Genomic DNA, 23,609 nt, shown 5'->3' with positions numbered 1-23,609 from the left:
TATAATGGAGAATAAAGCTTTTTCAGAGGAGTGTGACTCTTCATCATATGCCTAAAGAAATGGATGTTGTGAAAAGGGCCAAGGTCATTGAATGGCTCAAAACAGAAGTTCTTGACCAAGTTTCCCGTCTGTTTAAAGCGATGTGGGAAGGCAGTACAGCCCGTATTGGCGATTGTCTGGCGAGCTTAATGATGAGTAGTTATATTTTGGGAAGGCGTCTTGGAGTGTCTTACCGTGAATTGGATGATCTACTCATCGACAAGCTAAGAAGACACAGAAAAGAAGGACACCAGTTGGAGGATTGGTATCAGGACATTTCTGCACTGGAAGAACATATGCGTAAGAGGTGAAAACGTTGAAATTCCGCTTGGCAACTGTAGCATGGAGCGTCATTTATTTGCTTCTGCTGCTGACTTTATTGACACCACTGAAAATCATTACCGTATTTTTGCTAATTGTGCCTGGCGCTGTATTGTTTTCATCGCTGCATTTCAAAGGATTTCTGATTCATGTCATACCGGCGCTACTGATTTTGGCGCTATTAGATGTGTATTCGCTGCTCCCTGCGCTTTATTTTCTGATCCCTTCGATGCTGATGGGACGGGTGTATAAAAAGGGAGGATCTTCTTTTCAGGCTTTGATGACAGGAATGGGCGTTATTTTAGCCGAGTTGTTGGTTGTACTGCTCATCGCTACGTATTCATTCGGGTTCGATCTTTCGCAGTATCTTCGTGATCAGGCTGCGATAACGGGAAATATTATGCAGGAGATTTTAAGTGCCAATCCGATGCTTTCAGGCACAAATTGGACTGCAGATGATACGCAGCGACTCGGTACGATGCTTATCGGTAAGGTTCCATATGTGCTGATCGTAACCTCCTTCTTACTGGCTGTAATCACACATGCTTTGGTACGTCCGGCATTGAGTAGTCTTGATGTGCCGGTACGCAAAATGAAGCCAGCCCGAGAGTGGAGGCTGCCGCGCGCGCTTATCTGGTATTATCTGCTGGCAATTGTGATCGGATGGATAGCGGATTCCTCGGATAGCAGCTGGATTCAAATGGTTTCCATCAGTATGCTGCCGCTGATCCACGCTTGCTTTATTATCCAGACCATTGGATTTATTTATTTTTGGACGCATAGCCGTAAAATGAGCCCGGTGATTGCGCTGCTGCTGTCGCTCGTCGTACTGGTGTTCCAGCCGCTCCGCATTATAGGTATTATTGATTTGGCCTTTCCGCTGCGTGAAGCTATTACAAGATCAAAGAAATAGGGTGAACAGTCATGCCTAAATTTCTACAAAAACGCTGGCACGGTTATCAAACTGTCTGGGCGTTTTTGTTGCTGCTGGTGCTTGTCATATGTATTTCCATGTACAATTGGGAACTGGGTGTGATGGGACTGCTGCTGTCATTCTTGCTTGGCGGGCTGATGCTGAAGACGGAGTTGGATTTTCGTCGGGAATTAAATCAATATATCAGCGGTCTTTCCTTCCGGATCAAGCGGGTAGAGGGGGAAGCAATCAGCACACTGCCGTTTGGGATCATTTTATACAGTGAAAATCGAACGGTAGAATGGCACAATCGGTTTGCCGGGGAGATGTTCGAGGAGCAGTCGTTGATAGGCGAGCCTCTGCAAGGCCTATTTCCTCAACTAGCGGGAGCTTTAAGTGCCAAAAAGGAAACAAGGGAGTTCACTCGCGAGCTTAAGGTGGAGCTACAGCATGATGAGCGCCACTACCAGTTTCTGATCGTACCGGATGAGCGACTGATATACCTGTATGAAGTAACGGAGCTGGCGGTGCTGCGCAAGCAGTATGAAAACGAGCGATTGGCGCTCGGTATCGTCATGCTCGATAATATGGACGAGGCCGCTCAGGGAATGGACGATCAGCAGCGCACTGCGCTTATTGCGAAGGTGACGAGCGAGATTACGTCCTGGGCGAATCATTACAACATTTATTTGCGCCGTTTGTCATCCGAGCGCTATCTCATTATGTTGAATCACAAAGCGCTTCAGGAGCTGGAGCAGAGTCGATTCGTCATTCTGGATACGGTGAGGGAAATGACAGCGGACTTGAAAGTGCCCATGACACTGAGCATCGGTTTGTCCTTTGGTGCCGAGAGCATCAAGGAGCTGGGCGAGCTGGCTCAGTCCAGCCTGGATATGGCGCTCGGACGCGGTGGCGATCAGGCAGCAGTGAAAGCCGGGCAGCGCCTGTCCTTTTACGGAGGCAAGTCTAACGCTGTCGAGAAGCGTACAAGGGTGCGTGCCCGAGTCATTGCCCATGCGCTGCGTGATCTGATGCAGGAGAGTGACCGCGTGCTGATCATGGGACACAAAATACCGGACATGGATGCAGTCGGAGCGGCCATCGGTGTGTGGAAGGCCGCAGCGTTGTACAATGTAGAAGCGCATATCGTGCTGGATAAATCCAATCCGTCCATCGACCGGATGATGGAGCAGGTGAACAAGGATGAGAAGCTGTCGCAGGCACTGATGACGCCAGAGCAGTCGCTTCAGTCCATGACCGAGCATAGCCTGCTGGTCGTGGTAGATACGCACAAGGCCTCGATGACGATTGAGCCACGTCTTGTGCAGACGGCAAGCAGAGTAGTCGTGGTAGACCACCATCGTCGGGGCGAGGAATTTATTAACGATTCGGTTCTGATCTATTTGGAGCCGTATGCGTCGTCGGCCTGTGAGCTGGTGACTGAGCTGCTGCAATATATCCATGAGAAGGTCCAACTGACACCGCTGGAGGCGACATCGCTGCTGGCCGGGATTACGGTGGATACCAAGCATTTTTCCCTGCATACAGGCTCACGTACGTTTGAGGCGGCCGGTTTTTTGCGGCGTAGCGGGGCAGATACAGTCATGATCCAGCGCATGCTAAAAGAGGACCTGGATGAATATATTGCTAAGGCGGAAATTATTAAGCATGCTAAAATGATATATGGGCACATCGCGCTTGCGGTGACAGAGCCCGGACAAAAAATTCCGCAGCTTCTGATTGCTCAGGTGGCGGATTCATTACTCAATATGACGGATGTACTGGCCTCCTTTGTGGTCAGTGAACGTCCTGACGGCCTGGTGGGGATCAGCGCCCGTTCGCTCGGGCGCATGAACGTACAGGTCGTCATGGAACGGCTAGGCGGCGGAGGACATCTGACGAATGCGGCGGTCCAGTTGGATTGCTCGCTGGAGGAAGCCGAACGCAGAGTGGTCGACGTGCTGGCCGAAATTGATGGGGAAGAGGGGTTATTTGAATGAAAGTGATATTCATTAAAGATATGAAGGGCCAAGGCAAGAAAGGGCAGGTTAAGGAAGTGTCCGACGGTTATGCAGCGAATTTTCTGCTGCCGCGGGGTATTGCCCGTCCAGCAACGGAAGGAAATATGAAGACGCTGGAGAATCAGAACGCTGCTGAGGAAAAACGCAAGCAAGAGGAAAAGGAAGAGGCGCAAGTACTCGGCAAAAAGCTGGAAGAGACAACGATTCAGCTCAAAGCGAAGGCTGGAGAAGGTGGACGGCTGTTCGGCGCGATTACAAGCAAGCAAATCGCAGAGGCTGTTTCCAAAACTGGGATCAAGCTGGATAAACGCAAAATCGAGCTGGAAGAACCGATTCGTACGCTCGGCGTGACTCAAATGACCGTCAAGCTTCATCCTGAGGTCAAAGCTACGCTGAAGGTTCAGGTGACTGAAGAATAATTATGGGCGGCGAATTTTTTGATCGGATTCCTCCGCAAAATCTGGAGGCTGAACAGGCGGTTATCGGGTCCATTTTGCTCCAGTCCGAAGCACTGATTACCGCGATGGAGCGGGTGCAGACCGAGGATTTTTACGATAAGGCTCATCAGATGATTTACGAAGCAATGATTGAGCTGGGTGAATCCGGGCAGCCGATTGACTTGGTTACGCTGACCTCGAAGATTCAGGACAAAGGTCAGCTGGAGGATATCGGCGGAGTCAGTTATCTGGCCAAGCTGGCTCACGGAGTGCCAACAGCGGCTAACGTGGATTACTATGCCCAGATTATTGAAGAAAAGGCGATGCTTCGTCGTCTGATTCGCACAGCTACGCAAATTGTGAGTGAAGGCTACAGCAACGGCGAGGATGTCGCCGGTATGCTGAGCGATGCCGAGCGCAAGATCATGGAAATATCCAACGGGCGCTCAGGCAGTGGTTTTATCGCCATCCGCGATGTCGTGATGGAAGTGTTCGACCGTGTCGAAATGCTACATCAGAACAAGGGCAATACAACCGGAATTCCATCCGGATTTGTTGACCTGGACAAGATGACGGCGGGTTTCCAGCGCAATGACTTGATCATTGTGGCGGCCCGTCCATCCGTAGGTAAAACGGCGTTCGCCCTGAATATTGCGCAAAACGTTGCAGTGCGGGCGAAAGAGACGGTAGCCATCTTTAGTCTGGAGATGTCGGCAGCCCAGCTCGTGCAGCGGATGATCTGTGCCGAGGCTAATTTGGACGCGAACGTCATGCGGACAGGTGAATTTAAAGGCGACGAAGATTGGGCCAAGCTGACGATGGGGATTGCAGCCTTGTCTGAGGCAGAGATCTATATCGACGATACGCCTGGTGTCACTGTCGCTGATATCCGTGCCAAGTGCCGCCGTCTCAAGACGGAAAAGGGACTGGGCATGATCGTGATCGACTACTTGCAGCTTATTCACGGACGCGGCAAAGCAGGCGAGAATCGGCAGCAGGAGGTATCCGAAATTTCACGGACATTGAAGCAAATTGCCCGTGAGCTTGAAGTGCCTGTTATTGCCCTTTCCCAGCTGAGCCGGGGTGTGGAGCAGCGTCAAGACAAGCGACCGATGATGAGTGACTTGCGGGAATCAGGTTCCATCGAGCAGGATGCTGACATTGTCGCGTTTCTGTACCGGGATGATTACTATAATCAGGAAACGGAAAAGAAAAATATTATTGAGATTATCATAGCCAAGCAGCGTAACGGCCCGGTCGGAACGGTAGAGCTGGTGTTTCTCAAAAACTATAATAAATTCGCCAATTACGAGCGTGCCCATTCGGATGCATTCGCTGGCTAACGTATTCATATCATTAGAAAAAGGCTCTCTCGACGCGTGTCTCACGATGTCGAAAGAGCCTTTTCATAGTCTATTTACATGTTTTCATATAAGGATTGAAACTCCCAATTACGAACAATACTATTTTCATGTGATATATTGTTCGTTTTTTATTTGACTTTGAAAAATGGTACTGGTACACTTATAGTGCTGCTTCAACGCAGTGGGGAGATCAATACGCCCGGGGCATTCCGACCTATGGAATGTCTGCGACGGACGTTTTTTCCTGCTGTCCGAGAACGCTCCGTATCTGGCTGTTGAGGCAATTAGAGCCAGAAATGCGTAGTGCGTCAGCTCAAAATCAGAGTGTCTGTGGGCACTCCACGGAGGAATGAAACATGTCAACTGTAGTCGTTGTGGGAACACAATGGGGAGACGAAGGCAAAGGTAAAATCACGGACTATCTGGCGGAAAGCGCTGAAGTAGTGGCCCGTTACCAAGGCGGAAACAATGCTGGTCATACGATTCTCATTGACGGTAAAAAGTACAAGCTGAGCCTGATTCCATCCGGCGTTTTTTATGAAGATAAAAAGTGTGTTATTGGCAACGGCATGGTAGTGAATCCAGCCGCTCTTATTGAAGAAATTACTTACATTCATGATAATGGCTTTTCTACGAAAAATTTGGTCATCAGTGACCGCGCACATGTGATTATGCCTTACCATATGACGCTGGACGTGCTGGAAGAAGACCGCAAAGGTCCTAACAAAATTGGTACGACGCGTAAAGGGATCGGCCCTGCCTATATGGATAAAGCTGCACGTAACGGTATCCGTATTGCTGATTTGCTGGATGCGGAGGAATTCGAAACGAAGCTGCGTCTTCTCACGAAGGAAAAGAATCAAGTGATCCAACAGGTATACGGCGGGGAGCCGCTGGATGTAGAAGTAATACTGAAGCAATATCTGGAGTATGCGGAATTTATTCGTCCTTATGTAGGTGATACGTCTGTTGTGTTGAATGATGCGATTGATGCGAATCGTAAGGTACTGTTCGAGGGTGCGCAAGGCGTTATGCTCGATATTGACCAAGGTACGTATCCGTACGTAACGTCCTCCAACCCATCGGCTGGCGGCGTATGTATCGGTTCCGGCGTCGGACCGTCCAAAATTCAACAGGTAATCGGTGTAGCTAAATCATACACAACTCGCGTAGGCGACGGACCGTTTCCAACCGAGCTGAACGATGAGATCGGTGATTATATCCGTGAAACAGGTCATGAGTATGGGACGGTTACAGGTCGTCCTCGCCGTGTAGGCTGGTTTGACAGCGTTGTTGTGCGCCATGCCCGCCGTGTCAGCGGACTTACGGGTCTCTCCCTGAACTCGCTGGATGTATTGACTGGCTTGAAAACAGTCAAAATCTGCACAGGCTACAAATACCGTGGTGAGATCATTACGCATTATCCGGCAAGCTTGAAAATGCTGGCAGAGTGTGAAGCGGTATACGAAGAAATGCCGGGCTGGAGCGAAGACATCACTGGTGTCAAAACACTGGAGCAACTGCCTGAGAATACCCGCAATTATGTACAACGCGTATCTGAGCTGACAGGCATCCCAATCGCCATCTTCTCTGTGGGTCGTAACCGTGATCAAACGAACCAGGTGCTTCCAATTTATTTGTAAGACTTATTGATAGAGCTATTCATATACGTTCAAGGAGAGAGGGCTGTTAACAGCTCTCTCTTTTTTTATTGTTGAAGTGTTAAACGGATTCCTTCTCTTTACATAAACTTATCCTCCTTGTCGATTTGTGATAATAAACCCTCTCTATAATCCAAATTGAAAAGAGATTCGGACGTCTAGACGTCTTGAGAGGGATGAATTATGAACTGGTATCTTCGCTCACTCGGCACACGCAAAATTGTGGAATTCATCGTGCTTGTCATTTTCGTCATTTTTTTCCTAGGGCCTCTGACCAATTTACTCCTGTTGGCGGTCTCGGGAAAATGGCAGTATCCTGCACCGCTCCCGCAGAGCCTGTCACTGGAATGGTGGAAGTTTGTGCTTACCCAGGATGACGTTCTCAGCTCGATTTCCCTATCCTTCCTGATTGCTATTACCGTTACGGTCTGCTCGATTATTGTATGTGTTCCTGCTGCTTATGCCTTTGCACGGATTTCCTTTCCGCTCAGTAAGTGGTTCCTATTCTCATTCCTGCTCACGCACGCTTTTCCGAAAATGGGCTTGTATGTGTCCATCGCTGTGCTGTTCTACCAATTCGGGTTGATGAACACCTTTGCAGGCATTGTATTAATCCACATGGTGAATACGCTCATGTATATGACCTGGATCCCTTCCTCTGCGTTCCGCAGCGTACATCGCGCACAAGAGGAGTCAGCCAGGGATGCCGGAGCCGGACCATTTCGAGTGTTTTGGAAAATCACCTTTCCTATGGCACTGCCCGGCATTGTGGTCGCCTCCATCTTTACCTTTCTTGCTTCACTGGATGAGGCTCAGGGGACACTGTTGGTCGGAACACCAGATTATAAAACGATGCCAGTCATTATGTATTCCATTATTGCCGATTATCCGAGCACAACGGGTGCTGTTTTCTCGGTCATTCTTACTCTGCCAACGATTATTCTGCTATTGGCTGCCAAGCGGTTTGTAAGTGCGGATGTACTGTCAGGCGGATTTCAGGTGAAATAACGTAATTGGTCAAAAGGAGCCTAAGCTAATGTCCATTCAACTATCCATTCAAGAGTTAACCAAACGCTTCAAGACAGGAGACGGAGTCAAAGGCATCTCACTTGACGTGATGAAGGGAGAACTGGTAACGCTGCTTGGTCCGTCCGGCTGTGGCAAAACAACCGTGCTTCGCTCAATTGGCGGCTTTCTTGACCCGGACGGCGGTGACATCCGGATTCAGGGCAAAAGCGTACTGAAGCTGCCTCCCGAAAAGCGCCCGACAGCCATGGTGTTCCAAAGCTATAATCTGTGGCCGCATATGACGGTATATGACAATCTGGCCTTCGGACTGAAGATTCGCAAGGTGAGAAAGGCAGAGATCGACCGCCAGGTCAAGGAAGCGCTGGCGCTGGTGCGGCTGGAGACGACGGAACGCAAGACGCCCGGCCAGCTCTCAGGCGGCCAACAGCAGCGGGTAGCGCTCGCCCGTGCTCTGCTGCTGAAGCCGGATGTATTGCTGCTGGACGAGCCTTTCTCCGCACTCGATGCCAAGCTGCGGATGGAAATGCGGGAGGAACTGCGCGATATCCAGATGCGAACGGGGATGACGATGGTATTCGTCACCCACGATCAGGAAGAGGCGCTGTCCATTTCCGACCGGATTGTGGTCATGAATGCTGGCCGGATCGAGCAGCTTTCGACGCCGCAGGAGATTTATGACAATCCGCAATCGCTGTTTGTGGCGGGATTTATTGGGCGCATCAATTTATTAAGGGGGGTGAGCAAAGGCCGCAGTGTCTCCGTGAGCGGAATATCTTTTACGCAAGAGCATGAATACACAGGTGAATCCATGGTAGGTGTAAGACCGGAGGATATTGTTCTGACGAATGAAGACAAGCCTTCTCTGTCCGGAACGATCCGACAGGTGATGATTCTCGGGCATTATGCCGAGGTGTCGCTGGACAGCGGGACGGATCATCTGAAGATGTTTGTGCCGCGTGAACGGGCTGCCGAGCTGCGCAGTGGGGAGCAGATCAGATTCAGCTTCAATAAAATTGTTACTTTTCCAGCAGCACAGTGAATGTCTGCCATCAACCTTCTGCATCGCTTCAATATCAATCCATCATGAACGCATCATCTAGCGGTATTGCGAACTTGTGCAACCATCTAAAGGAGGAAACAACGTGTTTGGGAAAAAGAAGATGAGTCTGATTTTGGCTGGGGTGCTCAGCCTATCGTTATTGGCCGGATGCGGGAACAGCGGCAAGGCCACAACCACGACAGGAGAGGCCAAGGACACGAAAGCAGGGGCAGCTGCAGGCACGACGGAGATTTCCTTGTACACTGGCGGATCTTTGAACGTCAAAGAGTTATGGGAAACCTTAATTAAGGATTTTGAAGCTAAAAATGACCACATCAAGGTTAAGCTGGTGTATTTGCCAGCCGGAACGGGAGGTGCATCGACGCTGGATCGTCTGATCGCAGCCAAAAAGAGCGGACAAACTGATGTGGATATAGATCTGTATGAGGGCAGTCTGGATGACATCACTAGAGGTGTAGGTGAACAACTGTGGGACACGATGGACGCCAAAAAGGTTCCGAACCTGGCCAATGTGGACGAAACTTATCTGAAGCAAGTAAATAATCAGGCTATTCCATACCGGGCATCCTCGGTAGTTCTTGCCTATAATAGCGCGAAGGTGGGTACGCCTCCCAAAACAGCAGACGAGCTGTATACGTGGATTCGTCAGCATCCCGGCAAATTTGCTTATAACGACCCGTCCACGGGTGGGTCAGGCAGCTCGTTTGTAAATACCGTCATCTATAACTTCCTCCCGCCAGAGGCCATGAACAGCAATGATCCGGCTAATATGAAAAAATGGGATCAAGGCTTCTCGCTGCTCAAGGAATTGGGGCCTTCCATGTATCAAAAGGGTGTCTATCCGAAAAAGAATCAAGGCACGCTTGATATTCTCGCGAGCGGAGAGGTGGATATGATTCCGGCCTGGTCCGATATGGCGCTGGAGCAATTGGCAAAAGGGCTGCTGCCTGACACGATCAAGCTGACGCAGATCGCCCCTGCTTTTACAGGCGGGCCGTCTTATCTGATGGTTCCTTCCCTTTCCTCCAAGAAGGAAGCGACGCAAGAATTCCTGAACTATGTGCTGACACCGGACGCGCAGAAGGTTGTTATCAATAAAATGTATGGCTATCCGGGGATCAAGTGGAGTCTGATGCCAAAAGAACTGCAAGAGAAATTCAACAGTGTTTCTTCAGGCTACCGCAGCTTCAACAGCGGCGAGCTTCAGCAGGAAATCTACAAACGCTGGCAAAGTGAAGTCGCAGGCGGCTGATCATGAGTTCATCTTCTAAAAGAGGGATGTTAGGGCTTGCCCTAGTCATCCCATCTTTTCTCATTTTGCTGGTCGTCGTTATTGTTCCCATTCTCTATGCGGTAAAAGAAAGCCTGATTGACCAGCATGGAACCGGCTACGGTCTGGCGAACTATATTTGGCTGTTCACGGAGCCGGCCATGCGCAGAAATATCATATATACGATCAATGTCACGCTAGTCTCGACGGCCCTTACGCTGGTCATCAGCTATGCTTTGGCTATTTATCTGAGATTTGGAAAAGGGGCCGTCGTGAAATGGATAGGCCGATTGTATTTTATTCCGATGTTTGTTCCTGGTGTAATTGCAACCTATGCGATCATTACGATGTATGGCAATCACGGCTGGGCTGCACGTCTTTTGCTGCCGCTCGGCATTGAAACCATACCGAGGATTATTTATGACTACAAAGGGCTGGTGCTGGCTAATTTGTGGTTCAACATTCCGTTCGCAACCATGCTGCTCAGCTCGGCGCTTGCCAGTATTCCGAACGCTGTTGTCGAAAGTGCCAGAGATGCGGGCGCCAGCACGCTACAGCTGTTTGGTCGCTTTATTTTACCTCTTTCCTACAAAACGATGTGGGTGGCGGTGACTTTCATCTTTATGGGAATCATGGGTAGCTTCACAGCTCCGTTCCTGATCGGTGCCAACTCACCGCAGGTATTGGGTGTCGCCATGCAGCAGGTATTTTCCAGCTATCAGGAAACGCATACGGCAAGCGCTATGGCAGTGTTTATGTTTTTACTGTGTTCTTTCATGGGCTACTTTTATATTCGAACCATGGTGAAGGATGCGGATGCGGGCTAGATGGCCGCTATACACTAAGGAGGTTACAGGGATGAACAGCCAAGCAGAAGTGCAGATGACCGGGTTTCGCGGGGAATTGCAGGAAAAAGACCTGCTGGATTGCGGGTATCGGATTGCCTTGCACAAAGCCGAGGTCGAGCTCAGCACGGGGAACGGGTTCCGATTCACGTTTTCCATGCCGGAAGACGGATTCGCAGAGCTGGATTTGCTGGCCCGCTCGGAGAGCGACTGGGCTGCGGCAGATCGGGAATCAGCCTTCGTGCGCCTCTACCTGAACGATGTCTATAATCAGGACGTTATTTTGTATTATGGCAGCAGCCTGGGTGTGTACACTCGTTTGTTGGGGTATTTGAAGGAAGGCGATTATGAGGTGTATGCGGAATTCCGCGAATTGGAGTCTGCTCCGCTGGTGTCCAGAGCCTGGATCGACGGGGTCGAGCTGCGCTGTGTGGCTGATTCTTCGGTTAGATCGCTTGTCTATCGCCACACCCCTCTTTTGTATGGTCGCAATCTGTCCCATCCCTATGAAAATCGTTTCACGGATACGCCGCTGGTTCTGTTTTATTCGGTGGCAGAGGAGGAAGAACGGACGATCATCGAATATCAGATGATGTTCAGCCATGAGGACGAAGGAACGCCAGCGCCGCTGTTAATGAGCAAGTGGGGAAGAACAACAGATATTGAATGGATGTATCGCGTTGAGCTGGACGTGGAAGGCCATGTGCTGAATGCTGTTTTCCAAGGCCCGCATCACATCACTACTGCTTTTCAGGGAAGCTATGGTCTGGGCGGGCATCCTGTGCTCCAGTCGGCTACAACCAATGGAAACTTTACGGATCATATTACGTCAGATTACCGTTTTATGCTGACACCTGCCTTTCAGTGGAAGCCAGAGGAAGAGCCGCGTGAGGCGGTCATGAGCCGTTTTCCCTTTGCCTATCAGGTTACGCAATGGGAAATGGAGCGCCAGCAGGAGCTGGAAATGCCAGCGCTTGCGTCATCCATAGCTCTTGCTCATCAGCGCAGCTATGTATTTATCCAGACGTCAAAATTTCCTTTGCCTGGTTCCGACGGTGAACGCCCCTCAGCATCTAGACCAGGCTTTAATCGACGTGAAGAGGACGCGTGTGTCGATATCCAGCTTCGCCTTCATGGCTCCGAGCAGTGGTATTCATCATGCCATCATGATTTGAGACTCGGGGATTTTAGAGCCGCTTATGAGGGGGCAGAGTCGCACTTCTCCACAACGATCAAGCTATCGGGAGAGCCTGCGCTGGATGATATAGCGGAAATCAGGGCAGTGCTGCTGGAAGGCGGTGCCGATCGTATGAAGGTGGCGGGACTGTATGCTTTTATGTTGAACGAAAATTATTTGCCGCAGCAACCAGGGATTCGTACAGATCGGGCGCTTGAGCTAACGCGTGATACCCCAACAGGTATTCTATGGGCAGCGGCAGACGAGGCGGGGTCAGTAACTTATGCTGCGGATTACTCGACAAGCAAGGATGAGCAGGTATGAGCAAGCTGCTGTATGTGGAAGGAACGGTCGATCGTTCCTGTACCCAGAGCCATATTACGTACTCTTTTCATATTTCACAGCCGACAGAAATCATTCGCATTCAATTTTCGTACACCCCGAAGCTGTTGGAGGATCAGGAGCAGGCTCGAAGCATGATTGAAGAGAGCATGAGGCGCTACGGATACGACGAACCGGGTCATGCTGAGGAGGCGTGGAAGAAGTATACGCCACTGCAAAATTTATTAACGCTGTCTGTCGATGATCCTGTTCGCCATCGGGGCAATGCGCACCGCCCCGAGATGCAGCAGGAGCATCGGCTGGGTTCTTCCGCGGCTTCGCCGGGATTTGTCGCAGCCGGCAACCCCACAGGCATGTGGAGGATCACCGTCAGTCTGCATGCCGTTGTAACAGAGGCTCTGGCATACAGCATTGAGGTATGGGGGGAGGATGCCGCGCATGGTTAAATGGATTCCGGCAGAGCTTCATACCCATACGCTTCATAGTGACGGCAAGCAAACACTGGAGGAACTAGCCCAAAGTGCAGCCAATCTTGGGCTTGAGTGCATCGCCGTGACAGATCATAATACCCAGTCGGTACTTGTAGATCAGGAGCGGGTTCAACAGCAGTTCGGTGTCCCGATCATTTCAGGGATGGAGTGGACCACCTTTTACGGACATATGCTGACGCTTGGGGTAGACCGTTTTATTGACTGGCGTATTCTGGGACCTGATGATATTCACGAGGGGATTCGGAAGGTGCATGAGCAGGGAGGAATTGCAGGGATCGCCCATCCGTTCCGAATTGGAAGTCCGATCTGTACGGGATGCTTCTGGGAATACACCATTCAGGACTGGCATGAGGTCGACTATATCGAGGTATGGTCAACACTCATGCCGTCGATTAAGCGCGATAGCCAACGGGCATTCGCGATGTGGACGGATTTGCTGAATCAGGGATATCGCATCACGGCGGTAAGTGGTCGGGACTGGCACATTTCCAAACCGGATGATGCCCTTCCGGCGGTCACTTATCTGGGTGTGCAGGAGGAAGCAGGAGAACAGGAGACCTTGGCGAACCGGGCCGTTGAGGCGATCCGCGAAGGCTCTGTATCGGTTACGATGGGGCCGTTACTGACGATGCAGGCACAGGTCGAGGGGAATGATAAAAGCTATCGTATCGGGGAATATATAGAGCCGATGGCGGGAGATTCGCTGTTGGTGACGATACAGTTGGATGCACAGATCAGGGCAGCCCATTATCGGCTGGAGCCGCAGAGCCTTCGGTTGCTGTTGACCAGTCGTCAGGGGACATGCTCTGAAATTCATATTCCTGCTCAATCAGGAGAATATACGATAACGCTGCAAGACCCGGCAGAGAAGGGCTGGGTACGAGCCGAGCTGTATGGCTGTATGGAAGACTGCGTGACCATGATCGCTTTTACGAATCCGATTTATATCGCTGGAATCACATCATTATGAGAGAAAGGCTGGGCTTTGGACGGTGTCGACCAAACAAGAGAGCATTAAGCTGCTCATAGAGGAATATATAGAGGTTAACCAGATTGGACCGGGCGACAGGCTGCCTTCGGAAGCTGCGCTTTCTCAATCGTTCCGAGTGTCGCGTACGACGCTACGTGGAGCGATCCGCCAGCTGGAATCGGAAGGAAAGCTGTTGGTGAAGCACGGGAGCGGCACGTTCGCCACTCGTCCGCTTCCCAGCATTCCCAGTTCATTGGATCGCTTGTACAGCATCGGAGATATGATCCGTTCAGCAGGGCTGCGGGAGGATGAGCAGCTGAAATCCATTCAGAGGATTTCGGCGTGTCCTCCGGATATTGCGGACCGAATGGGGCTTTCCGAGCATGAGCCGATGATTGTTCTGGAGCGTACACGAACCGCGGATGGGGAGGCGGTTGCACACTCTATAAACTGGATGCCGGAGAGGTTAGCAAGCCCTATTTTGGAGGACGGGTCTTTTTCAGGGTCCTTATTTCAAAGCTTGGAGCTTCAGGCCGGGGTACGAATTGTAGGGGCGTATTCAGAGCTTACCGTTCCGAGCGCTCATGATGCCCACGCGGTACGTCTGCTCCAGCAGCCACAGGCTACGGTATTGCTGCTCAAGCAGCTTCATTACGATGAGCTGAACCGGCAGGTGCTGTATTCACTGGATTATGTCCGCAATGATATTTTCCGCTTCTGGGTACGCCGTACTCGCTGATCCACTGCCAGATCACATCTACTATTCAATTGTGCTAGTTTTACATATTCCAAGGGTTAAAAATCGTCATATCTCGTCAATACTGATTGATATGCACTTCATGATGATGTACACATGGCAAGCTGCGTATGAAGGAGGTAACGGGATATGAGATGGCTTGGATGGCTGCTCAAGAAAGGAATGACGGTGGTGCTGGTCAGCGCTCTGACGCTGGCTGTGACAGGTGTGGTTGTGAATGCCTATGTTCAATCGCTGCTGCGGCAATTCAACATTCAGCTCGATCATCAGCCGATATGGGGATTGGGCTGGCTGAATGGGAGCACAGGCGCAGGTAAAAGCACAGATACGGGTAAAAGCTCAGACATAGGGAAAAGCAAGGCAACAGGCGGAAGTACAGAAAATGAAACCCCACCGGATGGTGCTCTGCCCGTCATGGGACAGGGCTTGAACGAGGGTGGAGGAAGCACGGGTGCTGCGAACGCGACACCTGAACCAGGCCAGTCGACCAGTATTGAAGGTCATGACCTGGTGATTACACCCGATCACTTAACAGAAAAGAAGAACAATTTGCCTGCGGCGCAGAAGCAGGAGATTTTTGCGATTCTGATGAATAAGCTGCCGCCGGAGGAGATGCAGAAAATATCAGCCGCGATGGAAGGCGGCCTGACAGAGCAGGAGCTTCAGGATATTCAGCAGGTGCTTGCGAAGTATTTGACGAAAGAAGAGTATAACAAGCTGATGAATATGCTTAAATGATAAGGTGTGTTTATGGGCAAAGCTTATGTACAAAATAAGACTATGGAATCCGCGCCGGGCGCGGATTTTTTTGCGTGTCAGGAAGTAATTGGAGTGAAGTTGAATTCTTTGTAAAAGCTATGTTAAAGTAAAATGTGTTGTGAAAAGGTTAAATTTTTGAAACCTTTTACGTAACTATGTAATGATAGATAGCGACTAATAGCATATATGATCACGCAAAATAGCTGCTTTTATAGTACAAAAAGAACTTTTACAGTACAAAAAACATTCACGAACGCATTTAATAGAGATAGGATATGCTGAAAAGGAGAGGACCATGCAGGTTTCTAAGGGGAAGTATTCACCAGACGACAAGAATGAGAATTCAAGCGTTGAAGGTAATTCTACTGGCAAAGCGGGAACAATAGCTACATGGTGGAACGGACGGAAAAAGTGGTTGAGCTGGACGGCAGGCGGTGTAGTGATTGCAGGCAGTCTTATTTTTGCTGGCAATCAATATGTCGGGGCCAACACGGTGCCTTATTATAAAGTGTATGTAAAGGGCGTCGAAGTTGGGAATATCCTAAATGAGCAACAGCTCAAGCAGCTGTATGCTGCAAAGAGCAAGCAGTATAAGGCCAAGTATCCGGGCGTGGATATGGTGCTTAATACGAGTGCGGTAACAACAACCACTGAAAAGGCGTATAAAGCGAATATTGATAGCTCAGCCACGCTGAAGAAGTTGGACGGTATGTTGACAGCGTATGCCAAAGGGGTTGAAGTGAAGGTCAACGGAAAGACGATTGGCATTGTGAAGGATAAAGCGACTGCACAGGCGGCGTTAAAGCAAGTACAGAAGAAATACACACCTGCGGGTGAGGGTAAGGCTACAGGTATTAAGGGATTGGTTCGCAAGACGTCGGTGGGCAGCAGTCACGCTAGTGCCAGTACCAAGACGCATAAAGCGTGGCTGGAGTCTGCGAGTATCCGTGAGAAAATTGCATATGAGCATGTGAAGGCAGACCCTAACAAGGTTCTGACGGAGGCAGAAGCGGTGAAGGTGCTGACCGAGGGACGCGAGGAGCCTGTAACGTATACGGTGCAGGAGGGCGATTCGTTGTCGTCCATTGCTGCGAAATTCAATATGACTGCTTGGGAAATTAAGCAGAACAATCCGGGTCTGCGCGAGCTGTATCTGCAAATCGGGGACGAGCTCAAGCTCACTGCACCCAAGGCCCCAGTCACGGTACGGACGGTAGAGAAGGTCGTCGAGCAGATTGCCATCGAGCCTGAGGTTGAGATTCGTCAGAGTGATGAATTGAAGGCCGGGGTTACCAAAGTCGTCAGACCGGGACAAGCAGGTCTTAAAGAAATGGACTACCGTTTGACCAAGGAGAACGGTGAGGTCGTGCAAGAGGAATGGCTCGGTCAAAAGGTGCTGCAGCCGTCTCTTACCGAGGTGGTTCTGAGAGGAACGAAGGTCGAGGGAGAAGGCTCAGGCCAGTTTGCCTGGCCGACTGCGGGTGCTGTAATGACGAGCAGCTTCGGTGGACGCTGGGGACGTATGCATGAAGGTGTTGATTTGGTTGGCGATCATACCATTCAGGCCTCCGATGAAGGTGTCGTTACATTTGCGGGTCAGCAGAATGGCTACGGTAATGTCATTATGATTGATCATCGCAACGGCTATCAAACGGTCTACGGACATTTGAGCAGTATCGGGGTTCATGTGGGACAGGTTGTTCAGCAGGGTGAAGCCATTGGTATTATGGGAAGTACAGGACACTCAACAGGCACGCATGTTCACTTCGAGATCCGTAAAAATAATTCACCACAAGATCCAATGACGTATTTAAGATAGATTTATAGCTTATATGGGAATGTACATGATGGATGGGGATCAAGGAGAAAGGCCATGTTTTTCTGCAGGACTAAGGTCAGGTGCAGGCATGGTTTTTTTCTGCATAAAGAAAAGGATGCGAAGAAGTAATGGAATGGCGTGCGGGTATGATAGAATAGAATCAGCATCTTATGGAACTAACAAACGAAGTTCAATATATAAATTACGATCGGTGAGAAGAGGTGAACGCTGTATGCAGGGGACGATTCTGGTCGTGGATGATGAACAGCCTATCGCTGATATTTTGAAATTTAATTTGGAAAAAGAGGGCTACCAGGTGATTTGCGCGTTCGATGGAATCAGCGCGGTGGATATTGCGGTCAAGCAGCAGCCTGATCTGATTCTGCTGGACCTGATGCTGCCGGGCATGGACGGTATGGACGTATGCCGCGAGGTGCGCGGCCATCAGCTCCAGACACCGATTATTATGCTGACCGCCAAAGATGGCGAAATCGACAAGGTGCTTGGGCTGGAGCTGGGCGCCGACGATTATGTGACGAAGCCGTTCAGTACACGGGAATTACTGGCACGCGTCAAGGCACAGATGCGCAGACAACAGCGCGGTGCGACAAGCACGCCGGAAGGTCGTTCACAGGAGGATAAGCAGGGGTTGCGCGTGGGAGACCTCTTCTTTGATACAGATATGTATACAGCTTACAAAAATGGGACGGCGCTTGATCTGACGCACCGAGAGTATGAGCTTTTGCACTACATGGCGAAAAATGCCGGAAAAGTCATGACCCGCGAGCATTTGCTGCAGGCGGTGTGGGGTTTCGAATACTACGGCGATGTACGAACGGTCGATGTGACGATTCGCAGACTGCGTGAGAAAATCGAGGAGAATCCGAGTAAACCAGAGACTATCCTGACACGCCGTGGACTCGGATATATTGTTAGCGGGAGCAAAGGTGGCCTGCGGGCATGAGATGGCTGTCTTTCTTTCGCACCATCCATGCCAAGCTGATTATTATTTATGTGCTGCTTATTTTAGTGGCGATGCAGCTGATCGGGGTCTATTTTGTCAGCTCCATGAAGAACTCACTGACGAGTAATTTTACACAGGATTTGCAGGCACGGGCGGAAATGCTGTCCGTGCTGGCAGAGCAGGATCTGAACGGCAGTGACGGTAAAATGGAAGAAGACAGTGTAGAGAGTCTGCGCGCACGGGTGAACAATCTGTTCGATTTCAGCGGTGCGGAAATTCAGGTGCTGGATGCCAGTGGCAAGGTATTGATTACCTCTCAAGGCTCACACGCCGATTATGTCGGACGTAAAAATACGCAGACCGTTGTCAGTCGCGCACTCCAAGGGATTCGCGATAACGAAGAATACATGGTGGACGAGGATAACGTCCGTAAAAAGGTCGTCGCCAAACCTGTCATCAGCCAGGGTAAAATCGTTGGCGCGGTGTACATCGCCGCTTCGATGACCGAGCTGTACGATACGATGAAGCGCATTAACAATGTGTTTCTATCCGGTATGCTGATTGCGCTGGCGTTGACGGCTGTGCTGGGCGTGGTGCTGGCGCATACCATTACACACCCGATCAAGGTGATGACTCGCCATGCGACAGAGGTCGCAGAGGGCAAGTTTGACCAGCAGATGCCAGTGTTTGGTGAGGATGAGATCGGCAGACTCAGCGTGGCCTTTAACTATATGACAGGCCGCTTGCGCGAGGCGCTGTCCCAAAATGAGGAGGAGAAGGAGAAGCTCTCCTCCATCTTGACCAATATGAGCGACGGTGTCGTCGCTACAGATGACCATGGCCGGGTCATTCTGGTGAACCGTCGGGCCAGCGCTATGCTGGGCGTGAACGAGAACGAAATGACCGGCAGGCATATCGCGGTGCTGCTGGGGATCGACCCGGAGGAAACCGAGGCCTTGTATAGCGGCTCTACGGCCTCCACGCTGCTGCAACTGGAGCCAGCAGGTCAGGATGATCCGATCGTGATCCGCGTGACATTCACGCCGATTCATCGACGGGAATTTGGCATTACGGGAACGATTGCCGTGCTACAGGACGTGACGGAGCAGGAGGAAATGGAGACGACACGGCGGGAATTCGTAGCGAATGTATCCCATGAGCTGCGTACCCCGCTGACGACGATCCGCAGCTATGCGGAAGCACTGGATGACGGTGCAATGAGTGAGCCGCAGCTTGCGGAGCGCTTCGTGGGCGTAATTCGCAACGAGACGGAGCGTATGATCCGGCTGGTTACGGATTTGCTGCATCTGTCGCGGCTTGATTCCAATGAGGCGCCTTTGCGGATGCAGCCCGCGGATGTGATGGAGATGCTGGACGAAGTGGCGGATCGTTTTTCTTTTCAAATGAAGCAAAAGCACATTCGCTCAGGAATGTTCGTAGAACAGGGGATTGGCAAGGTCGTGATCGACCGGGATCAAATTGAGCAGGTATTGGACAATCTGATGTCTAATGCGTTGAAATATACGCCGGAGGGCGGAAGTATTCGGATTGAAGCACGCCGCAACAGTGAGGGGATGCTGTCGATTTCGGTACAGGATACCGGAATTGGGATTCCGAAAAAGGATCTGGACCGTATCTTTGAACGGTTCTATCGTGTAGACAAGGCGAGATCGCGCAATATGGGCGGTACGGGATTAGGGCTGTCGATTGCCCGGGAAATTGTAAAGGCCCATGGAGGCCAGATTTTCCTCGAGTCGGAATATGGTCAAGGGACCTGCACGACCTTTACGCTCCCGATGTCGGGTGAAGGGAGGGAAGCACAGTGAAGGAACGTTTGAAGTCAGGGGTGCTTGCTTTTCTGGTAGCTTCCAGCCTGATACAGACTTACTTTTTGATCTACCGCCTTCCGGGCAGTGATTCTGTACTCACTTCAGAAACAAACTATGTGAAGACCGAAAGCATGGGGCAGGAGAAAAAGATTGAAAACCTCGTGTTTCCCGATAAAATGCTAATTCACCAAGGGAACAAAAAACATACTGTTTTTTATCCGGGTGTTGCTTTTTACGACTTGATTTATACGCGGCTGGAAAGCCGGAGCTTTAACAATTTCCAGCGTCGGAGTATCCATTCGGCAGACTGGGCGCGAATCCGCAGTGAGAATGAGGGCATCGAATTGTCTTTTTCAGGCGGCGTCCCCGTGTCATTACTGGAGAGGGTCATGCGTCTGACGCCGGATTCGGTGTTTCAGGGAGAGACGATTAACCGCATCTGGATCTATATCGACGAAAAGAATGCCAAGCCGCACGCTCTCTTTTTCAGTGCGAGAGGCGATGTAGTGTATGAAGCGAACCAGTTCGATATGACGGTGGAGGATGTAAGGCAGCATGTGAATTTTGGCAAAAATGCCCCGTTGTACGAGCTGGTGGATAATCAGTACTACATCCCCGTAGAGGATCTGGAGACGGTACAGCCCGTAGTGTATGCCGGGTTGTTTACGACAGAGCAGATGCAGCGAAATTTGTTTTTTGATCCGGGGATTACACGCAATATTCAGGAGAAGGACGGCTCCCAAATTTATACCGATAGCAAGCGGAGTCTGCAAATCAAGCAGGATCAGCGATGGATGAGCTATACCGATCCCAGCGCTCCAGGGGCGAGCGGAAGCAGCCCGATTAGGGATGTGTTGGCCGCCGTTGATTTTGTAAATCAACATGGCGGCTGGGATGCTTCCTATCAACTGAAAATGAGAGGCAGCGATGAAAATCGTACAAGTGTGCTGTTTCAGCAGTATTACGGGGCTTATCCCGTGCTGGATACACCATCATTCCGCTTTGGTACGATTTCGCTGCAAATCCAGCAGGAAACGGCCTCTGTCTATGATCGCTCGCTGTTGTATCTCAAGGGTGGGGAGCAGTCCTCGAAGAAGGTCATGCTTCCAGGCGGCGAGGTCTTGAAGAAGCAATTGAAGACAGTAGGCAAAGGAAAAACCATTAGAGATCTAACTCCTGTATATCAGCCGGAGCTAACCAATGATGGGTTGAAGCTTGTCCCCGAGTGGCGCGTTACGCTGGGCGATGGCTCTATCGCAGAGATTCTTGCTGTTCCGGTAACGACAGCATCGATTCCACTACAAGCGCAGCCATCTCAGGAGACAAAGCAGTGACAGGAAGGGGGAACGGGAATGGATTGGAGTCGCGCCAAAAACGTACTGATCTGTACATTTTTGCTGCTCAATGTGGTTCTGGGGCGCCAGTTGTGGAATGATGCACAGGAAACGGCAGGGCCGAATTTGGATTTTACTTCATTGGATGAAAATACGCAGCGTTTAATGGAAGAAAAGAGCATTCAGGTGCTGGCTCCGATTCCAGGAGATACCCCGCAGCTGCCCAAGCTTTCCTACACGTATGTTTATAGTGGGGAAAAGGGTGATCGCGTGCAGCTGGTAAAGCCGGTGGACAGCAAGCTTGTATTCACCCATGATGCGCTGGTTGAGGCATTGGAGCCGCAAATCAAGGATATCGACAATTACCAGTATGATCCACTGGATGTTCAGGAGGAGCCGGTATCTGGACAAGCGGACGCTTTTGTGCTGCATCCATTGGTACAGGACAAATGGCCGCTGTTTAATGTGAAGCTGGCTCTGTTTTACAGCAACCAGAAGATTACAGGATATCGTAAAATCCAGGTGATTCTCCAGCCCTCGGACGAGGCGAAGAAGATGCTGCCTGCATCCAAGGCGCTGGCACGCTTGATCGACAGCTATTTGCCGCGTGACACGATTGTGAAGGATATTCGGCTCGGTTACTACGGACAGACCTTTAACTCAGATAGCCAGGTGGCCGCCCCCGTGTGGCGGTTTATGCTGGATAATGGGAAAGGCGTCTATTATGTGCAGATGAACGGAGATGTCATTAGTCCAAAGACAGAACATACAGAAGGGTCTTGAACAGATATGGGGATTTCATTTACCGTGCTGTCGAGCGGTTCGACCGGCAACGCTACCGTTGTTCGGAACGAAGACACGACATTACTCATCGACGCAGGTCTCAGCGCGAAGCGTATTGATGAATTGCTGAAAGAGCGCGATCTGAGCGGAGAAGAGTTGGATGGTATTTTGGTCACGCATGAGCATTCCGATCATGTTAAAGGACTAGGCGCCATGGCGCGTAAATATAATTTACCTGTGTATGCCAATGAGAAGACGTGGTTTGCCATCAGCAATGCTGTCGGGCAAATTCCGGACGATAATCGCAGAATATTAGAGACAGGCGCGACGCGTGAATTTGAATCATTGCGCGTGGAGTCTTTTGGCATATCTCATGATGCAGCTGAGCCCGTAGGGTACAGCTTTTACGATGGGGCAGAGAAGCTCAGTGTAGCGACCGATCTCGGCTATGTCAGCGATAAGGTGAAGCAGGCGATATCAGACGCTGACGTATTAGTGCTGGAGGCTAATCATGATGTGGAGATGCTCCGTATGGGGCGTTATCCGTGGAACATCAAGCGCCGTATTCTCAGCGATATCGGTCACTTGTCCAATGAGATGGCGGGTGCGATTCTTAGCGAGCTGCTGACAGGGCGGACAAAGCGAACGTATTTGGCGCATTTGAGCCGCGATCACAATATGATGGAGCTTGCGAAGCTGACCGTACGCGGAGCGATGGAAGACCGCGGCTGCTTTTACAAGGACAGTGAGTTCCGATTGTGTGATACGTATTATGATCGTCCTACACCTTGGGATAAGGTAAGTGAGTCATAAAGCTGTCCAGCTCGGCAGCTTTGCGTTCTACCTCTTCACGGGTCACAACGCCTTTATCCACCAGTAGTTCAATCAATGTACTTAGCGCCAGTGTGTTGCGGTAATGCTCGTCTTTTAAATCCGCAAGCTTGGCAGCCATACGAACTTCATCCATAGCTGAACGATGTGAATTCATCATATATTCCTCCTGAAAAATATTTTGAAAATGGCGTGTCATAAGCTTGGTTCTGCCTGTGGTTTTACTAGGTGCTGTGATACAATAAAGCTAACAACAGATAGCTTTCTGAAGGAAGGCTCTCATCCAAAAGTATAGGCTGCTTTAAGCGGACGGGAACAGGCCAGAACGTCTCTATGAGACGATCATTTTGTAATAGAATAGAAGACTTGTTACTATTGTAGTCCATTGGTTTGGAAATCATTCCTCCTTTTTCCTCTATTCGGAGTCAGATTCGGCGTGTATGCTAATTTATGTGATCCGGTTGCTTAGGTAGACGCCGTTTGTGGTGATAGATAAGTAGGCCGGAACGATAGGTTGCTGGATTCCGATGATGGGGGATATTCAATCCACTTGAGATGTTCAACGGAGCAGGTTCTCTGTAGCATAGGTTGGC

At 50.4% G+C, this 23,609-nt stretch carries 22 protein-coding genes; 21 read left to right on the top strand and 1 reads right to left on the bottom strand.

The genetic code is table 11. The features are described 5' to 3' along the window. Positions 1-47 precede the first annotated feature (47 nt). The 21 genes from GCU48_RS10520 to GCU48_RS10420 all read left to right on the top strand — a co-directional run bounded on the left by GCU48_RS10520 (position 48) and on the right by GCU48_RS10420 (position 22,998). On the top strand, positions 48-350 hold the full coding sequence (locus GCU48_RS10520; protein ID WP_007433209.1) for a MazG-like family protein: 303 nt from the start codon (positions 48-50) through the stop codon (positions 348-350). 5 nt (positions 351-355) lie between these two features. Next, positions 356-1,273: a DUF2232 domain-containing protein gene (locus tag GCU48_RS10515; RefSeq protein ID WP_152379975.1), complete on the top strand. Its 918-nt coding sequence runs from the start codon at positions 356-358 to the stop codon at positions 1,271-1,273. A gap of 11 nt (positions 1,274-1,284) precedes the next feature. After that, a complete protein-coding gene (locus tag GCU48_RS10510; protein WP_152379974.1) occupies positions 1,285-3,273 on the top strand; it encodes a DHH family phosphoesterase in 1,989 nt (662 codons plus the stop codon). Next, entirely contained in the window at positions 3,270-3,713 is a 444-nt protein-coding gene (gene rplI, locus GCU48_RS10505) for a 50S ribosomal protein L9 (RefSeq protein WP_025715999.1), read from the top strand. The genes GCU48_RS10510 and rplI overlap by 4 nt, the downstream gene beginning before the upstream one ends. A gap of 2 nt (positions 3,714-3,715) precedes the next feature. Then, complete coding sequence (gene dnaB / locus GCU48_RS10500; RefSeq protein ID WP_007433205.1) at positions 3,716-5,074, top strand: replicative DNA helicase; 1,359 nt, start codon at positions 3,716-3,718, stop codon at positions 5,072-5,074. A 377-nt stretch (positions 5,075-5,451) separates the two neighbouring features. Further along, positions 5,452-6,738 (top strand): adenylosuccinate synthase, encoded by a 1,287-nt coding sequence (locus GCU48_RS10495; protein ID WP_025715998.1) that lies wholly within the window; start codon positions 5,452-5,454, stop codon positions 6,736-6,738. Positions 6,739-6,939: 201 nt separating this feature from the next. After that, a complete protein-coding gene (locus tag GCU48_RS10490) occupies positions 6,940-7,764 on the top strand; it encodes an ABC transporter permease (protein WP_152379973.1) in 825 nt (274 codons plus the stop codon). A gap of 28 nt (positions 7,765-7,792) precedes the next feature. Further along, positions 7,793-8,824, top strand: a complete 1,032-nt coding sequence (locus tag GCU48_RS10485; protein ID WP_152379972.1) for an ABC transporter ATP-binding protein — start codon at positions 7,793-7,795, stop codon at positions 8,822-8,824. Between the two features lie 103 nt (positions 8,825-8,927). Beyond that, positions 8,928-10,097 (top strand): extracellular solute-binding protein, encoded by a 1,170-nt coding sequence (locus GCU48_RS10480; protein ID WP_152379971.1) that lies wholly within the window; start codon positions 8,928-8,930, stop codon positions 10,095-10,097. Positions 10,098-10,099: 2 nt separating this feature from the next. Then, on the top strand, positions 10,100-10,942 hold the full coding sequence (locus GCU48_RS10475) for an ABC transporter permease (RefSeq protein WP_152379970.1): 843 nt from the start codon (positions 10,100-10,102) through the stop codon (positions 10,940-10,942). Positions 10,943-10,973: 31 nt separating this feature from the next. Continuing rightward, positions 10,974-12,461, top strand: a complete 1,488-nt coding sequence (locus tag GCU48_RS10470) for a hypothetical protein (RefSeq protein ID WP_152379969.1) — start codon at positions 10,974-10,976, stop codon at positions 12,459-12,461. Then, positions 12,458-12,925, top strand: coding sequence for a hypothetical protein (locus tag GCU48_RS10465; RefSeq protein WP_152379968.1), 468 nt, complete (start codon positions 12,458-12,460; stop codon positions 12,923-12,925). Before GCU48_RS10470 ends, GCU48_RS10465 begins: the two co-directional genes overlap by 4 nt. Then, entirely contained in the window at positions 12,918-13,940 is a 1,023-nt protein-coding gene (locus GCU48_RS10460) for a CehA/McbA family metallohydrolase (protein WP_152379967.1), read from the top strand. The genes GCU48_RS10465 and GCU48_RS10460 overlap by 8 nt, the downstream gene beginning before the upstream one ends. Positions 13,941-13,962: 22 nt before the next feature. Next, positions 13,963-14,679, top strand: a complete 717-nt coding sequence (locus GCU48_RS10455; protein WP_152379966.1) for a GntR family transcriptional regulator — start codon at positions 13,963-13,965, stop codon at positions 14,677-14,679. A gap of 147 nt (positions 14,680-14,826) precedes the next feature. Further along, entirely contained in the window at positions 14,827-15,435 is a 609-nt protein-coding gene (locus GCU48_RS10450; RefSeq protein ID WP_152379965.1) for a hypothetical protein, read from the top strand. Positions 15,436-15,751: 316 nt separating this feature from the next. Continuing rightward, the gene (locus GCU48_RS10445) at positions 15,752-17,275 is read left to right on the top strand and encodes a M23 family metallopeptidase (protein WP_152379964.1); all 1,524 of its coding nucleotides are present in this window, start codon (positions 15,752-15,754) and stop codon (positions 17,273-17,275) included. Between the two features lie 232 nt (positions 17,276-17,507). After that, positions 17,508-18,239, top strand: coding sequence for a response regulator YycF (yycF, locus tag GCU48_RS10440; protein ID WP_025717218.1), 732 nt, complete (start codon positions 17,508-17,510; stop codon positions 18,237-18,239). Continuing rightward, positions 18,236-20,065: a cell wall metabolism sensor histidine kinase WalK gene (walK, locus tag GCU48_RS10435; protein ID WP_025717217.1), complete on the top strand. Its 1,830-nt coding sequence runs from the start codon at positions 18,236-18,238 to the stop codon at positions 20,063-20,065. Before yycF ends, walK begins: the two co-directional genes overlap by 4 nt. Further along, positions 20,062-21,402: a YycH family regulatory protein gene (locus tag GCU48_RS10430; RefSeq protein ID WP_152379963.1), complete on the top strand. Its 1,341-nt coding sequence runs from the start codon at positions 20,062-20,064 to the stop codon at positions 21,400-21,402. Before walK ends, GCU48_RS10430 begins: the two co-directional genes overlap by 4 nt. Positions 21,403-21,420: 18 nt before the next feature. Continuing rightward, the gene (gene yycI / locus GCU48_RS10425; protein WP_152379962.1) at positions 21,421-22,185 is read left to right on the top strand and encodes a two-component system regulatory protein YycI; all 765 of its coding nucleotides are present in this window, start codon (positions 21,421-21,423) and stop codon (positions 22,183-22,185) included. Between the two features lie 6 nt (positions 22,186-22,191). After that, positions 22,192-22,998 (top strand): MBL fold metallo-hydrolase, encoded by an 807-nt coding sequence (locus GCU48_RS10420; protein ID WP_025717214.1) that lies wholly within the window; start codon positions 22,192-22,194, stop codon positions 22,996-22,998. Here the strand turns inward: GCU48_RS10420 and GCU48_RS10415 are convergent. Further along, positions 22,967-23,173 (bottom strand): hypothetical protein, encoded by a 207-nt coding sequence (locus tag GCU48_RS10415; protein ID WP_007433188.1) that lies wholly within the window; start codon positions 23,171-23,173, stop codon positions 22,967-22,969. The two genes, GCU48_RS10420 and GCU48_RS10415, sit on opposite strands and share 32 nt — an antisense overlap. Between the last annotated feature and the right edge of the window lie 436 nt (positions 23,174-23,609).

Origin of the sequence: Paenibacillus brasilensis (assembly GCF_009363115.1) — a bacterium.
In the GTDB taxonomy this organism is placed as follows: Bacteria; Bacillota; Bacilli; order Paenibacillales; family Paenibacillaceae; genus Paenibacillus; species Paenibacillus brasilensis.
This window is presented reverse-complemented; position numbering and strand designations above follow the sequence as displayed.

Bases quoted from the DNA above. Each gene is read 5' to 3' on its own strand.
- GCU48_RS10485 (WP_152379972.1), top strand. From the start codon at position 7,793: ATGTCCATTCAACTATCCATTCAAGAGTTAACCAAACGCTTCAAGACA.
- GCU48_RS10470 (WP_152379969.1), top strand. From the start codon at position 10,974: ATGAACAGCCAAGCAGAAGTGCAGATGACCGGGTTTCGCGGGGAATTG.
- GCU48_RS10460 (WP_152379967.1), top strand. From the start codon at position 12,918: ATGGTTAAATGGATTCCGGCAGAGCTTCATACCCATACGCTTCATAGT.
- GCU48_RS10465 (WP_152379968.1), top strand. From the start codon at position 12,458: ATGAGCAAGCTGCTGTATGTGGAAGGAACGGTCGATCGTTCCTGTACC.
- GCU48_RS10450 (WP_152379965.1), top strand. From the start codon at position 14,827: ATGAGATGGCTTGGATGGCTGCTCAAGAAAGGAATGACGGTGGTGCTG.
- dnaB (WP_007433205.1), top strand. From the start codon at position 3,716: ATGGGCGGCGAATTTTTTGATCGGATTCCTCCGCAAAATCTGGAGGCT.
- GCU48_RS10510 (WP_152379974.1), top strand. From the start codon at position 1,285: ATGCCTAAATTTCTACAAAAACGCTGGCACGGTTATCAAACTGTCTGG.
- GCU48_RS10520 (WP_007433209.1), top strand. From the start codon at position 48: ATGCCTAAAGAAATGGATGTTGTGAAAAGGGCCAAGGTCATTGAATGG.
- rplI (WP_025715999.1), top strand. From the start codon at position 3,270: ATGAAAGTGATATTCATTAAAGATATGAAGGGCCAAGGCAAGAAAGGG.
- GCU48_RS10495 (WP_025715998.1), top strand. From the start codon at position 5,452: ATGTCAACTGTAGTCGTTGTGGGAACACAATGGGGAGACGAAGGCAAA.
- GCU48_RS10420 (WP_025717214.1), top strand. From the start codon at position 22,192: ATGGGGATTTCATTTACCGTGCTGTCGAGCGGTTCGACCGGCAACGCT.
- yycI (WP_152379962.1), top strand. From the start codon at position 21,421: ATGGATTGGAGTCGCGCCAAAAACGTACTGATCTGTACATTTTTGCTG.
- GCU48_RS10475 (WP_152379970.1), top strand. From the start codon at position 10,100: ATGAGTTCATCTTCTAAAAGAGGGATGTTAGGGCTTGCCCTAGTCATC.
- GCU48_RS10415 (WP_007433188.1), bottom strand. From the start codon at position 23,173: ATGAATTCACATCGTTCAGCTATGGATGAAGTTCGTATGGCTGCCAAG.
- walK (WP_025717217.1), top strand. From the start codon at position 18,236: ATGAGATGGCTGTCTTTCTTTCGCACCATCCATGCCAAGCTGATTATT.
- yycF (WP_025717218.1), top strand. From the start codon at position 17,508: ATGCAGGGGACGATTCTGGTCGTGGATGATGAACAGCCTATCGCTGAT.
- GCU48_RS10490 (WP_152379973.1), top strand. From the start codon at position 6,940: ATGAACTGGTATCTTCGCTCACTCGGCACACGCAAAATTGTGGAATTC.
- GCU48_RS10445 (WP_152379964.1), top strand. From the start codon at position 15,752: ATGCAGGTTTCTAAGGGGAAGTATTCACCAGACGACAAGAATGAGAAT.